This window comes from Amycolatopsis sp. NPDC028719 (assembly GCF_055565395.1).
In genome coordinates this window covers 304425-316937 of record NZ_JBVHUL010000012.1, presented here as the reverse complement: position 1 = coordinate 316937, position 12513 = coordinate 304425, and the positions used below count along the sequence as shown (strand labels likewise).

At 71.6% G+C, this 12513-nt stretch carries 11 protein-coding genes; 4 read left to right on the top strand and 7 right to left on the bottom strand.

Annotated features, from left to right (window positions below; genetic code table 11):
- Positions 1-91: 91 nt before the first annotated feature.
- Together ACZ4TR_RS41755 and ACZ4TR_RS41750 are read right to left on the bottom strand one after the other, a co-directional pair.
- Positions 92-1558 carry an alpha/beta hydrolase gene (locus ACZ4TR_RS41755; protein WP_465293657.1) on the bottom strand — a complete coding sequence of 489 codons (1467 nt, stop codon included), beginning with the start codon at positions 1556-1558 and terminating at the stop codon, positions 92-94.
- Positions 1543-3105, bottom strand: a complete 1563-nt coding sequence (locus ACZ4TR_RS41750) for an alpha/beta hydrolase (RefSeq protein WP_465293655.1) — start codon at positions 3103-3105, stop codon at positions 1543-1545. Before ACZ4TR_RS41750 ends, ACZ4TR_RS41755 begins: the two co-directional genes overlap by 16 nt.
- A 156-nt stretch (positions 3106-3261) precedes the next feature.
- Between ACZ4TR_RS41750 and secA2 the strand changes: the two genes are divergently transcribed.
- Positions 3262-5601, top strand: coding sequence for an accessory Sec system translocase SecA2 (gene secA2, locus ACZ4TR_RS41745; protein ID WP_465293653.1), 2340 nt, complete (start codon positions 3262-3264; stop codon positions 5599-5601).
- Positions 5602-5654: 53 nt separating this feature from the next.
- Here secA2 and ACZ4TR_RS41740 read toward each other — a convergent pair whose 3' ends face one another.
- A complete protein-coding gene (locus ACZ4TR_RS41740; protein WP_465293651.1) occupies positions 5655-6200 on the bottom strand; it encodes a hypothetical protein in 546 nt (181 codons plus the stop codon).
- A 117-nt stretch (positions 6201-6317) separates the two neighbouring features.
- On the opposite strand from ACZ4TR_RS41740, the gene ACZ4TR_RS41735 reads away from it, so the two are divergent.
- Positions 6318-8039, top strand: coding sequence for an NAD+ synthase (locus ACZ4TR_RS41735; RefSeq protein WP_364520012.1), 1722 nt, complete (start codon positions 6318-6320; stop codon positions 8037-8039).
- Between the two features lie 58 nt (positions 8040-8097).
- On the opposite strand, the gene ACZ4TR_RS41730 is transcribed toward ACZ4TR_RS41735, so the two are convergent.
- Together ACZ4TR_RS41730 and ACZ4TR_RS41725 are read right to left on the bottom strand one after the other, a co-directional pair.
- Positions 8098-8712 carry a VOC family protein gene (locus ACZ4TR_RS41730; protein WP_465293650.1) on the bottom strand — a complete coding sequence of 205 codons (615 nt, stop codon included), beginning with the start codon at positions 8710-8712 and terminating at the stop codon, positions 8098-8100.
- A 7-nt stretch (positions 8713-8719) separates the two neighbouring features.
- Complete coding sequence (locus ACZ4TR_RS41725; protein ID WP_465293648.1) at positions 8720-10060, bottom strand: S8 family peptidase; 1341 nt, start codon at positions 10058-10060, stop codon at positions 8720-8722.
- Between the two features lie 91 nt (positions 10061-10151).
- Here ACZ4TR_RS41725 and ACZ4TR_RS41720 point away from each other — a divergent pair, with 91 nt between their 5' ends.
- The gene (locus tag ACZ4TR_RS41720) at positions 10152-10685 is read left to right on the top strand and encodes a methylated-DNA--[protein]-cysteine S-methyltransferase (protein ID WP_465293646.1); all 534 of its coding nucleotides are present in this window, start codon (positions 10152-10154) and stop codon (positions 10683-10685) included.
- A 155-nt stretch (positions 10686-10840) separates the two neighbouring features.
- Here the strand turns inward: ACZ4TR_RS41720 and ACZ4TR_RS41715 are convergent, their stop codons facing one another.
- On the bottom strand, positions 10841-11431 hold the full coding sequence (locus ACZ4TR_RS41715) for a DinB family protein (RefSeq protein WP_465293644.1): 591 nt from the start codon (positions 11429-11431) through the stop codon (positions 10841-10843).
- 81 nt (positions 11432-11512) lie between these two features.
- Between ACZ4TR_RS41715 and ACZ4TR_RS41710 the strand changes: the two genes are divergently transcribed.
- Complete coding sequence (locus ACZ4TR_RS41710; protein ID WP_465293642.1) at positions 11513-11959, top strand: MarR family winged helix-turn-helix transcriptional regulator; 447 nt, start codon at positions 11513-11515, stop codon at positions 11957-11959.
- On the opposite strand, the gene ACZ4TR_RS41705 is transcribed toward ACZ4TR_RS41710, so the two are convergent.
- Positions 11922-12494, bottom strand: a complete 573-nt coding sequence (locus ACZ4TR_RS41705) for a hypothetical protein (protein WP_465293640.1) — start codon at positions 12492-12494, stop codon at positions 11922-11924. The genes ACZ4TR_RS41710 and ACZ4TR_RS41705 overlap by 38 nt on opposite strands.
- Positions 12495-12513 lie beyond the last annotated feature (19 nt).

The following is a 12513-nucleotide window of genomic DNA, read 5'->3' as shown; positions in this document are numbered from 1 at the left end:
GGCTGCATACCTACAATCACCACCGCGGACACACCGCACTCGCAGGCCAATCACCCGCCAGTCGCGTCCCCAACCTCACGGGGCAATACAGCTAGCAGCGGGCGTCGGCGGCGGTGCCGCCGATCAGGTAGCCGATGCCCGCGCGGTCGACGCACGCGTTGCCGCCGAGGAAGACCGTGTGCTGGACCCCTTCGTAGGTCAGCAATGCGCTCTTGAGGTACTTCGCGAGGTCGACGCCCTGCTGGTACGGCGTCGCGGGGTCGTGCGTCGTCGAGATGACCAGGGTCTTCGGCAGCCCTTCGACGCGCGGCACGTGCTCGGCCGACGTCGGCGGGACCGGCCAGGTCGAGCAGATGTCCAGTTCGCTCGTGTCGGGCGTGCCGCCGGTCAGAAACGGCGCGCCGGCCAGCATCTCCCCGTGCGCGCGGTCGATCGCGGCCCGGTCGGTGACGCGGGTGTGGTCGACACAGCGGACGGCGAAGTACGCGTCGACCGCGCCCGCGTAGTGCCCGTCGTGATCGCGGCGGTAGTAGTCGTCGGCGAAGGCCAGCAGGGTCCGCCCGTTGCCCTCGGCCACCTGCGCGAGCGCGGCTTTCAGCGCGGGCCAGTCGGCGCGTGAGTAGAGCCCCGCGAACGTGCCCGTGATCGCGTCCTCGAACGACAGCTTGCGGTTCCCCGCGGGGAGGGGCTTCGTGCTCAGCGGACGCACCAGCCGCTGGAACGCTTCGGTACGGCCGGCGAACGGGCACGCGCACCACCTGCCGAACTCGTTCAGTGCGTCCTGGAAGCCCGCGGCCTGCGTGACCAGCGAGTTCACCAGGCCCTGGGCGGGGTCGACGGCGCCGTCGAGCAGCAGCGCGCGGACGTTGCGCGGGTACGCCTCGGCGTAGGCCGCGCCGATCTGCGTCCCGTACGAATAGCCGAGGTAGGTCAGCTTCTCGTCGCCGAGCGCGGCGCGAAGGACGTCGAGATCGCGTACGACGTCTCGTGTGCCGACGTTCGCGAGCAGCGTTTTGCCGTACTTCGTCGCTTCGGCGCACTTCGCGCCGTACGAGGTCGTCTCGGCGAGCTGCTTCTTCACCCCATCGGGCGACATGTCGCTTTCGATGTCGGACGCACGGTCGGCGTCCTGCTCGGCGTCGGTGCGGCAGATGATCCGGGGTTCGCTGGTGCCGACGCCGCGCGGGTCGAAGCCGACCAGGTCGAAGCGGTCGAGCAGGGGCGCGGCGGCCGGCGACTTGGCCAGCGCCGCGGCCGTCGACGTGCCCGAGCCGCCCGGCCCGCCCGGGTTGACGACCAGCGAGCCGATCCGCTGTTTCGTGGCCTTGTGGCGCAGCAGGCCGACCGAAATCGCCGGTCCGTCCGGCGCCGCGTAGTCCAGCGGCACGGTCAGGTGGGCGCAGTCCAGGGAATCGCCGCACGGACTCCACGCGAGCTGCTGCCGAGTGAACTTTCCCGGGTCAGGCGGCCGGGAAGCGGGCGGCGGCACGGGCGCCGGAGCACTCGTGCACGCCGCCAGCAGCACCGCCAGGGCGGTCAGACCTACTGCCCGGTGCACCGGGTCCCCTCCGGCGGCACCGTGCCGTCGAGGAGGTAGTCCGTGCCCGCCTGGTCCACGCACTTCACGCCCTGCAGGAACACCGTGTGCTGCGTGCCCTCGAAGGTGAGCAGCGCGCCCTTCAGGCCCCTCGCGAGGTTGACGCCGGCCTGGTACGGCGTCGCCGGGTCGTTGGTCGTCGAGATGACCAGCGTCTTCGCGAGGCCTTCGACGCTCGGCACGTGCGGCTCCGACGTGTTCGGCACCGGCCAGAACGCACAGGCGTCACGAGCCGCCGAAGCCGGGCGGCCGTCGTCGAGGAACGGCGCCACCTTCACGTACTCCTCCTGCGCCTTGAGGATGACGGCCGGGTCGGTGACGCGCGGGTCGTCGACGCAGCGGATCGCGGTGAAGGCGTCCTGCGTGGTGCCGTACTTGCCGTCGGTGTCGCGCTCGTTGTAGATGTCCGCGAGCTTCTCCAGCGTCACGCCGCGCTGCTGCCTCAGCTCGTTCAGGCCGGTGTTGAGCGTGTCCCAGAGGCTCTCCTGGTAGAGCGCCTGGATGACGCCGGTGGTCGCGTCCTCGTAGGAGAGCTTGCGGCCGTCGCCGACCTGCACCGGGAAGTCGATCAGCGGGCGGACGAGGTCCTGGAACGCCTTCACCGCGGTGTTCGCGTCCTGGCCGAGCGCGCAGTCCTGCTGGGCGGTGCACCACTTCGCGAACTGCGTGAACGCCGTCCCGAAGCCCTGGCCCTGGGCGACCAGCGACTCGACCGCGTCCTGCTCCGGGTCGACCGCGCCGTCGAGGATCATCGCGCGGACGTTCTTCGGGAACGCCTCGGCGTAGGCCGAGCCGATCCGGGTGCCGTAGGAGTAGCCCAGGTAGGTGAGCTTTTCGTCGCCGAGGACCGAGCGGAGGACGTCCAGGTCCTTCACGACGTCCCGGGTGCCGACGTTGGCCAGCATCCCGGTGCCGTCGTCGGTGCGCTGGGCGCACTTCGCGGCGAAGTCCTTCTCCTGGGCTTCCTGCTTCAGCACGCCCGCCGGCGAACCGTCGGTCTCGCTGTCGTCGGCGCGGTCGGCGTCGCGCTCCTGATCGGTGAGGCAGTGGATGGCCGGCTGACTCGCGCCGATCCCCCGCGGGTCGAAGCCGACCAGGTCGAACCGCTTGCCGAGGCCGGTGCTCGTCGTCGGCTTGACCAGGCCGGCGGCCGCGACCATGCCTGACGCGCCCGGCCCGCCGGGGTTGACCACGAGCGACCCGATCCGGGAGCCCTCGTCGGTCGCCTTGTGCCGGAGCAGGCCCAGCGTGATGGTGTCGCCGGCCGCTTTGGCGTAGTCCAGCGGCACGGTCAGCCGGGCGCACTGGACGTCTTTCGCCTGGAACGCCGACCGCGCGTCCTCCGACGTCGCGTAAGGTGCGCAGTCGCCCCAGCTCAGGCTCTGGCCGTAGAACCGCTCCAGACCGGCGGGGACGGGCCCGGACGGCGGGTGCGACTCGGTCGTCGGCGCGGGCGCCTCCGGCTTGCCGGTGGACGTGCAGGCGGCCAGCGAGGCCGCGATCAGCACGGATGTCGCAATTGCGGTGATCCGGAGACGACCGGACCTGGCGCTGGGATGAGGGAACACGGTTGGATCGTCCCATCCGGCCGCGGAACTCGAACGCACCACCATCGCGTTGGGTGGTGGAAGGCCGGTCGAGCGAGAGAGAACGGGAGACCAGGGGTGGCAGCACTGATCAGCCGGGTGGGCAAGAAGCTCCGCCGGATCATCCAGCGGCCGGGCAGCGTCGAGCTGACCCGCTACGAAGCACTGCTGCCCGCGGTCGAGAAGCTCGAACCCGAGCTCGAGAAGCTCTCCGACGAGGAGCTGACCGAGCGGGCGGGCAAGCTCCGCGAGAAGCTGAAGGACACCGCCTTCGGCGACGACCAGCTGGTCGAGGTGTGCGCGCTGGGGCGCGAGGCCGCCCGGCGGGCGCTCGGCGAGCGCGCGTTCGACGTCCAGGTGCTCGGCACGATGGGCCTGCTCAGCAAGCACGTCGTGCAGATGGAGACCGGTGAGGGCAAGACGCTCGCCGGGGCGCTGGCCGCGGCCGGCTACGCGATCCGAGGGAAGCGCGTGCACGTCGTCACGGTCAACGACTACCTGGCCCGGCGCGACGCGGAGTGGATGGGCCCGGTGTACGCCCTGCTCGGCGTGTCGGTCGGGTGGGTCGAGCCCTCGCACTCACGCGAGGAACGCCGCGAGGCCTACGCCAAGGACGTCACGTACGGCGCCGTCGCCGAGATCGGCTTCGACGTGCTGCGCGACCGGCTGGTGACTTCGGTCGACGACCTGGTCCAGCCCGACCCCGAGGTCGCGATCGTCGACGAGGCGGACTCGGTGCTGGTCGACGAGGCCCGCGTCCCGCTGGTGATGGCCGGCTCGATCGACCACACCGACGCCGACGAAGAGGTCGCGAAGGTCGTCCGGCGGCTGCGGCTCAACCTGCACTACGAGACCGACAGCGAGGGCCGCAACGCCTGGCTGACCGACGCCGGCGCGTCCGTCGTCGCGAAGTCGCTCGGCCTGGAGGTCGACGACCTCTACGGCGAGACGGCGTCGGACCGGCTTCCCGCCGTGAACGTCGCCCTGCACGCGCACGCGCTGCTCACCCGCGACGTCGACTACCTCGTCCGCGACGGCAAGGTGCAGCTCATCAACGCCGCCCGCGGCCGCGTCGCCGAGCTGCAGCGCTGGCCGGACGGCCTGCAGGCGGCCGTCGAGGCGAAGGAGCAGGTCACCGCGACCGACCGCGGCGAGATCCTGGACTCGATCACCGTCCAGGCGCTGCTGGCGCGCTACCCCGAGGTCGCCGGCATGACCGGCACCGCGGTCGCCGTCGCCGAGCAGCTCCGCGAGTTCTACGAGCTCGAGGTCGCGGTCATCCCGCCGAACACGCCGAACATCCGCGAGGACCTCGAAGACCGGATCTTCGCATCGCCGTCGCAGAAGCTGCGGGCGATCGAAGAAGAGATCCGCACGGTGCACGAGACCGGGCGGCCGATCCTCGTCGGCACCCAGGACGTCGCCGAGTCCGAAGAGCTGGCCGAGAAGCTGGCGAAGGTCGACCTCGAGTGCGTCGTGCTCAACGCGCGCAACGACGCCGAAGAGGCCGCGATCATCGCCGAGGCCGGCAAGAAGGGCGCGGTCACCGTGTCCACGCAGATGGCGGGCCGCGGTACCGACATCCGGCTGGGCGGCACCGACGGCGCGTCCCGCGAAGAGGTCGTCGAGCTGGGCGGGCTGCACGTCATCGGCACCGCGCGGTACCCGTCGAGCCGGCTCGACGGCCAGCTGCGCGGCCGCTCCGGCCGGCAGGGCGACCCGGGCAGCGCGATCTTCTTCGCGAGCCTGAACGACGAGCTGGTGCTGTCGAACGCGCCGGACGTGCCCGAGGGCATCGTCGACGACGAAGAGACCGGCGAGATCACCGACAGCGCGGCGCTGCGGCAGCTCAACCACGCCCAGCGCGTCGCCGAGGGCGTCGACCTGGAGATCCACCGCAACACGTGGCGCTACACGCGGCTGATCGAGCGGCAGCGCCGTGACCTGCTGGTGCACCGCGACAAGGTGCTTCGCACCGCGTACGCGGCGGAGCAGCTGGAGAAGGCGCACCCGGAGAAGTTCGGCGAGCTGAAGGAAAAGCTCGACGACCAGGACAAGCTCGAGCAGATGTGCCGCGAGGTGCTGCTGTTCCACGTCGACCAGCTGTGGTCCGACCACCTGGCGTTCCTGACCGACGTCCGCGAGAGCATCCACCTCCGGGCGCTGGCGCGGGAGACGCCGCTGGACGAGTTCCACCGCGCGGCGATCCCGGAGTTCCACAAGATCATCAACGAGGCCGACACGCGGGCGGCGAAGACGCTCGAAGAGGCCGAGCTGACCGACGAGGGCATCGACCTGGGCGAGGCCGGCGTCCGGCGGGCGAACACGACGTGGACCTACCTGGTGCACGACAACCCGTTCGACTCCGACTTCGAGCAGACCATCAAGAAGGTCCGGAGCATGATCAAGCGGAAGTAGCCTTCTTCGCCGAAGCCGGGGGTCTCCGTTCGCGGAGGCCCCCGGTTCGCGTTTCAGGACGGCACGGTGATCCCGGAGATGCAGTAGGTCTGCTGGATGCGCTGCACCCGCAGCTCCCCCTGCACCGGCTCGCGCCCGATCGTGCCCGTCAGCGGGACGCGGATCTCGTCCGCTCCGGCCCGGCTCGGCGCGCCCGCGCTGAGCTGGGCGTTGCGGCTGCCGAGCGTCCTCACCGCACTGGCGACGACGCCTTCCGCGGACGCGCACGCCGCTTGGCGGGCCCCCGTCGCGTCGTCGCCCAGGACGGCGAGGATGAACTTGCCCGCGACGACGCTGCCCGAGTCGAGGTCGAGCGGAGGTCCGTCGGTGCCGCGCGAAGCCGGCCGGCCGTCGGGGACGAGGAAGCCCGGCGCGAAGAAGCCCGTGATCACGAAGATCACCACGAGCAGGAAGCCGACGCTGCCCGCGATGAGGCCGATGAGCAGGCCGTTGCCCTTCTTCGGCGGCATCCCGCCGTACTGCTGCGGATAGCCCGGCGGCGGGTAGCCCGGGTGCTGCTGGTGCGGGTACTGGCCCGGCTGCTGCGGCGGGTACGTCACGGCTCTCCCTGTCCGGTTGGTCCGGTCGGCGGCAACCTACTCGCGGCCGGAAACCGGCCGTGGCGTTTCGCCCACATTCGCTCGGCCGGCCGGGTGGCCGTGCGTCAGAATGGCCGTATGCCGCAACTGCGCATCGCGCTCGCCCAGGTCAACCCCACCGTCGGCGACCTCGACGGCAACGCCGACCTGCACGTCGCCTGGACCCGCCGGGCCGCCGAAGCCGGCGCCCACGTCGTCGTCTTCCCCGAGATGTCCCTGACCGGTTATCCCGTCGAGGACCTTTCGCTGCGCAAGACCTTCGCCGCCGCTTCCCGGCAGGGCGTCGAGTCGCTGGCGCGCCGCCTCGACGAGGCCGGCTGCGGCGAAGTTCTGACCTACATCGGCTACCTCGACCTCGACGAAGTCGGCCCGCGCGACGCGGCCGCGGCGCTCTACCGCGGCGAGGTCGTCGCGCGGCAGTTCAAGCACCACCTCCCGAACTACGGCGTGTTCGACGAGCACCGCTGGTTCAAGCCGGGCACCGAACTCGACGTCGTCCGGTTCCACGGGCTCGACATCGGCATGGTCATCTGCGAGGACATCTGGCAGGACGGCGGCCCGATCTCGGCGCTGGGCCGCGCCGGCGTCGACCTCGTGGTGGCGCCGAACGCGTCGCCGTACGAGCGGTCGAAGGACGAGCAGCGGCTGCCGCTCATCGCGCGCCGCGCCGCCGAAGCGGGCGCCCCGCTGGTCTACACCAACCAGGTCGGCGGCCAGGACGACCTCGTCTTCGACGGAGACTCGCTCGTCGTCCGCGCCGACGGCACGGTGCTGGCGCGCGCGCCGCAGTTCGTCGAGCACCTGCTCGTGCTGGACATGGACCTCACCGCGGGCGGCCACGCCGGCGACGGCGAGCTCGACGGCCTGCACGTCCGGCGCCGGGTGCTGAGCTCGGACCCGCTGCCCGCCTACGAGCCGACCGCCGAGCCGGTGATCAGCGAGCCGCTGTCGGACGAGGCCGAGGTGTGGTCGGCGCTGGTCGTCGGGCTGCGGGACTACGTGCACAAGAACGGGTTCACGTCGGTGACGTTCGGGTTCTCCGGCGGCATCGACTCGGCGGTCTGCGCTTCGCTGGCCGCCGATGCTTTGGGCGGCGACAACGTCTACGGCGTCTCGATGCCGTCGCAGTACTCGTCGGGCCACTCGAAGGACGACGCGGCCGACCTCGCGCGGCGCATCGGGGCGCACTACCGCGTCGAGCCGGTCGAGGACATGGTCCGCGTGTACGTCGAGCAGCTTTCCTTGACGGGGCTGGCCGAAGAGAACATCCAGGCGCGGACGCGGGGCATGCTCCTCATGGCACTGTCCAACCTGGACGGTCATCTGGTGCTGGCCACGGGCAACAAGACCGAGCTGGCGGTCGGGTACTCCACGATCTACGGTGACGCGGTCGGCGCGTTCGCCCCGATCAAGGACGTCTTCAAGACGCACGTGTGGCAGCTGGCGCGGTGGCGCAACGCCGAAGCCGTCAAGCGCGGTGAAACCCCGCCGATCCCCGAGAACTCGATCTCGAAGCCGCCGTCGGCCGAGCTGCGGCCGGGTCAGATGGACTCCGACTCGCTGCCGGACTACGCGCTGCTCGACGACATCCTCGACGACTACGTCGAGGGCGACCGCGGCTACGCGGACCTCGTTTCGGCGGGGTTCGAGCCGGAGACGATCGACCGCGTGGTGCGGATGGTCGACAAGGCCGAGTACAAGCGGCGCCAGTACCCGCCGGGCACGAAGATCACGTTCAAGGCGTTCGGCCGGGACCGGCGGCTGCCGATGACCAACCTGTGGCGCGAGGGCAAGGCCTGAAGTCCGTGAAGGCCTCCTTACCGGCATCTTGAGCCGGTGAGGAGGCCTTCACGGCTTTTCAGCTGAGCGCGACCTGACGGCCTTCCGGGGTCCGGAGAGCGGCGGTCAGGCCCGCCCTGTCCGCGCGGCGGACCAGCAGTTCGAGGCCGAGCGCGTCCGTCACCGCGAGGACCGAGTCCGGGTCCGGGTGCGTGCCCGTCACCATCAGCAGCGGCAGGGACGGCAGGCCGCGCGTCGTCGGGTGCGGGGTGCTGCCCCAGTCGATGAGGAACGGGTGGAGCGTGCCCGGGGTGCTCGGTGGGGTCAGCCGCCAGCGCAGCAGTTCGCCGTCGCCGGTTTCGCGGGACATCTCCCGCGCGTCGCCCGGGTCGAAGCCGTGGGCGCGGGCGTTCTCGATCGTCGTGTCGAGGTCCGTGGTGCGGACTGCCCACGCGACGAGCGCGGGCTCGGTGAGGTCGTCGATGCCGAACGGCCGGGGCGCTTCGGGCTCCGGTTGCGCCGGGTCCGGGCCGATCACCTCCAGGTACATGCCGGCGCCGAGGTCGGCGAGGTGGTTGGCGGTGCCGAGGCCGACGTGGCTGCCGCCGGGCGCGGGCGTGACGCCGGTGAGTTCGGTGACGCGGGCGACGGCCTCGGCGAGGTCCGGCCCGGCGTAGAGGAGGTGATCGAGCACCGCGCCATCATCCCGCGCCGACGGCGCTCGCCGCATCGACCATCCCGTGGCCGTAGTAGGTCGTGCCTTGCTTTGTCGACTTGCAGACGGTGTCCGGACACGGGAGCGGCGTCGCCGTCTCGTAGAGAGCGCGCTTGATCCGTTCGGCACCCCAGCGCGGGTGCTCGCTCGCGATCAGCGCGGCGACGCCGCTCGCGTGCGGTGCGGCCATCGACGTCCCGCTCGCCGAGCGGTATTCGCCGTTCGGCCAGGTCGACCAGACGCGTGCGCCGGGGGCCGCGACGCTGATCCGCGTCGCCGAGTAGTTGGAGAAGCTCGCTTTCAGCGCGTTTTCGTCGAGCGCGCCGGTGCCGACGACGCCGGGCAGCTCGTGCGGCAGGCGGGTGCACGTCGGGTCGATCGGGCGTTCCACCGGGGTGCTGTCGGCCGGGCTTTCGCGGTCGACCGAGCGCGTGTCGAGGTTGATCCCGGCGTTGCCGGCGGAGGCGACCACGAGGACGTCGCGACGCTGGGCGTAGGCGACCGCGCGGCCGACGGCGAGCTTGGCCGCGGCCTGGTCGGGCTGGTCGTCGCAGTTGTAGCGCCACGGGATCGAGCGGTAGCTGTTGTTGGTGATCGCGAAGCCGTGTTCGGCGGCCCAGACGAACCCGCAGACCATGCTTTCGGCCGTCTCGGTGTCGTCGAGTTCGGCGAGTTTCACGGCGGCGATCCGGACTCCGGGTGCGACGCCGACGACGCCGGATCCGTTGCGGGCCGCGGCGATCGTGCCCGCGACGTGCGTGCCGTGGCCGTCGAGCGTCGGCCGCCAGGCGCCGGGGCTGCGGTCGGCCCAGCCGGAAAGGCAGGACACGGAGTCCTTCGCGTCGAAGGCCGGTTTCAGGTCCGGGTGGGTGTCGTCGACGCCGACGTCGAGCACGCCGACGACGGTGCGCCTGCTGCCTTCGGTGACCTCGTGCGCTTCGGGCAGGTGCAGCGCCGGGGCGTCCCACGCGGTGCCCTCGGGCGGGACCTGGCCGGAGTTCGGCGAGTTCGGCCCGGTGTAGCGGACATCCTTGCGGGGCGCGAAAAACTCCTTCGGGATCTTCGCGGTGCGCGTCGCGCCGACAGCGTCGATGCCAGGTGTCCTTCGGACCTTCGCGGCGAAGTCGTCCTTCGCCGTGTACGCGACCACGACGCCGATCTGCGGGTAGCTCGCGACGACCGTGCCGCCCGCTCTGTGGACGGTCCATTCGGCCCACCACGTGTTGTGGGCGACGACGACGTGCGGCATGACGAGCGGGTCCGCTGTCGCTGTCGCGGGTGTCATGATGCCGAGCAGGACCGCTGCCACCAGGATCGCGCGTCGCACCGAAAGCCTCCTCGAACTCGGCAAACCACCCAAAGCGAACCTAGCGATCAATCGTCTCCGCGGTACCCCTCTTCGGTCGTAGGCTGATCGCATGACAACGGGGTTCACGGTGTTCGACACGGCGCTCGGGCCGTGCGGGCTGGCGTGGCGGGACGACGTCGTGACCGGGACGTCGCTGCCCGACGGCGGCGCGGCCGGCCTGCGCGCCCGGCTGGCCCAGCGGTTCCCGGACGCCGTCGAAAGCCGGCCGCCGGCACCGGTCCGAGCGGCGATCGACGGGATCACCGCACTGCTGACCGGCGCGCGTGAGGACCTGGCTTCGGTCCGGCTGGACTTCACGGGCGTCCCGGAGTTCAACCGCCGCGCGTACGAGATCGCGCGGACGATCCCGCCGGGCAAGACCCTGACGTACGGCGACATCGCGCACCGGCTGGGCATGCCGGGGTCGGCGCAGGCGGTCGGGCAGGCGATGGGGAACAACCCGTTCCCGATCGTGGTGCCGTGTCACCGGGTCATGGCGGCGGGCGGGAAGGACGGCGGGTTTTCGGGGCGGGGCGGGGTCGCGACGAAACGCCGGATGCTCGTGATCGAAGGCGCGCTGGCGGACGAGCCGACCCTGTTCTGACCCGGTCCGAGCGCGGAAGGGTCAACTCACGTGATTCGAGGGTCGACACGGCCCGGCGGACGTCGCCGCCGGGCCGGGGCCGGGGTCGCGAACGGACGACGCGTACCTGGAGGGTCGGCTCGCGTACCCAGGCGGTCGGCCTGGGGGCCTGGGGGTCAGGCGGGGTGGGGGGTTGGGGTCCAGGGCTTGATCCACGGGGTCTCCGGCCAGCCCTCCGCCGCCGCCATCAGGGGGATCGCCGTGCCGCCGTCGACGTGCTCGCGGATGATGTCCGCGTGGCCCGCGTGGCGGGCCGTCTCCTCGATCAGGTGCAGCAGGACCCAGCGGACCGACCACGCCTCGACGTCCTGCGGGTACCAGGGCACGCCCTTCGGGACCGGGACCGCCTGGCCGAGGTCCTCGATCCCCGCGATCACCTCCGCCGTGCGGGCCGCGACCTCGTCGTAGCGGGCCAAGACGCCGGCCAGCGTCTCCGACGGCCCCAGGCTGTACGCGTCCTGGTACTCGGCCATCGCCTGGTCGAACGGCTTCTGCGGCAACCGCAGCAGGATGTCGATCCAGCCGTCCTCCGTCGAGGCCACGTGCTTGACCAGGCCGCCCACCGACAGCGAGCTCTTCGTCGGCGTGAGCCGGGCCTGCTCGTCCGTCAGCCCGTGGGCCGCCACCTTCAGCACGTGCCGCTGCTGCTCCAGGTACCGCAGCAGCCCGTCACGCTCGTCGGCCACCGGGGGCACGTTTCCCGCCATCGAGATCAGCTCCTTCGCGTTCGTTGCCGGGATCCTCCCACCTCCCCCCGACAATTCGGGCGCACTTCTACAGTTGGCGAAGTGTCCACCGAGAACATCCCCACCGGGGCGGAGCTGGCCGACGCGCTGCGGCGCATCACGCACGTCCTGCGCCGGTACGCGGGCGCGCCCTACGCCAAGCGGGGCTGGCCGGCGGCCCAGGTCCAGCTGCTGCTGATGGTCGACCTGCTCGGCGACCGGCCGCGGATGGGCGAGGTCAGGCGCCGCCTGGGCGTGACCGGCCGGGCGATCACGTCCGCCGTCGACGCGCTCGAGCGGGACGGCCTGCTGCGGCGCGAGCCGGACCCGACCGACCGGCGCGCGAGCCTGCTGGCCGTCACCGAAGCCGGCCGCGCCCGGCTCGAGGAGATCGAAGAGATCCAGCACGGGCACGCCGACGAGACGTTCAGCGTGCTCGACCCGGCCGAGCGCAAGACGCTGCTGGAGCTGCTCAGCCGCCTCGAGGCGCATGTCGGGGCGCGGGCTTGATGAAGGCGTACGCCCCGCCCAGGCCGTAGAGGACCGCGCGCACCCCTTGCTCGACCCGGCTGACCACGCCTTCGGCGGTGTCCAGCTGCCGCGCGAGCACGAGGGCGGCCCAGGTGACCAGCACGACCACGAGCCCGGCGACGGCGAACGCGCGCCAGCCCGGCGGCCACCACAGGATCAGGCTGACCACGCCGACCGTGAGCACGACGGTCGCCAGCGACGAGAGCAGGACGCTCTGCTCCGGGTACGCGGCCTGCAGCAGCGCGACCAGGCCGAACACGCTCACCGAGATCGAGCTGAGCCGCGCCGTCCAGTGGACCGGGCCGAGCCGGTGCAGCGGCGGCCCGGCGAGCAGGAACGCGACCCCCGAGACGGCCAGCAGCACGCGGAACACCGGCGGGCCGCTCAGCAGCGCCTCGACCGGGTCGTGCACCGGCGAGACGCCCGTCGGCAGGAAGAATTCCAGCAGCCATGCCGAATACGCCAGCACGGCCAGTCCCATGAGGAGGGCCGAGGCGATCCGAGCCGTGCGCACGTGGCACACATTAAGCGAC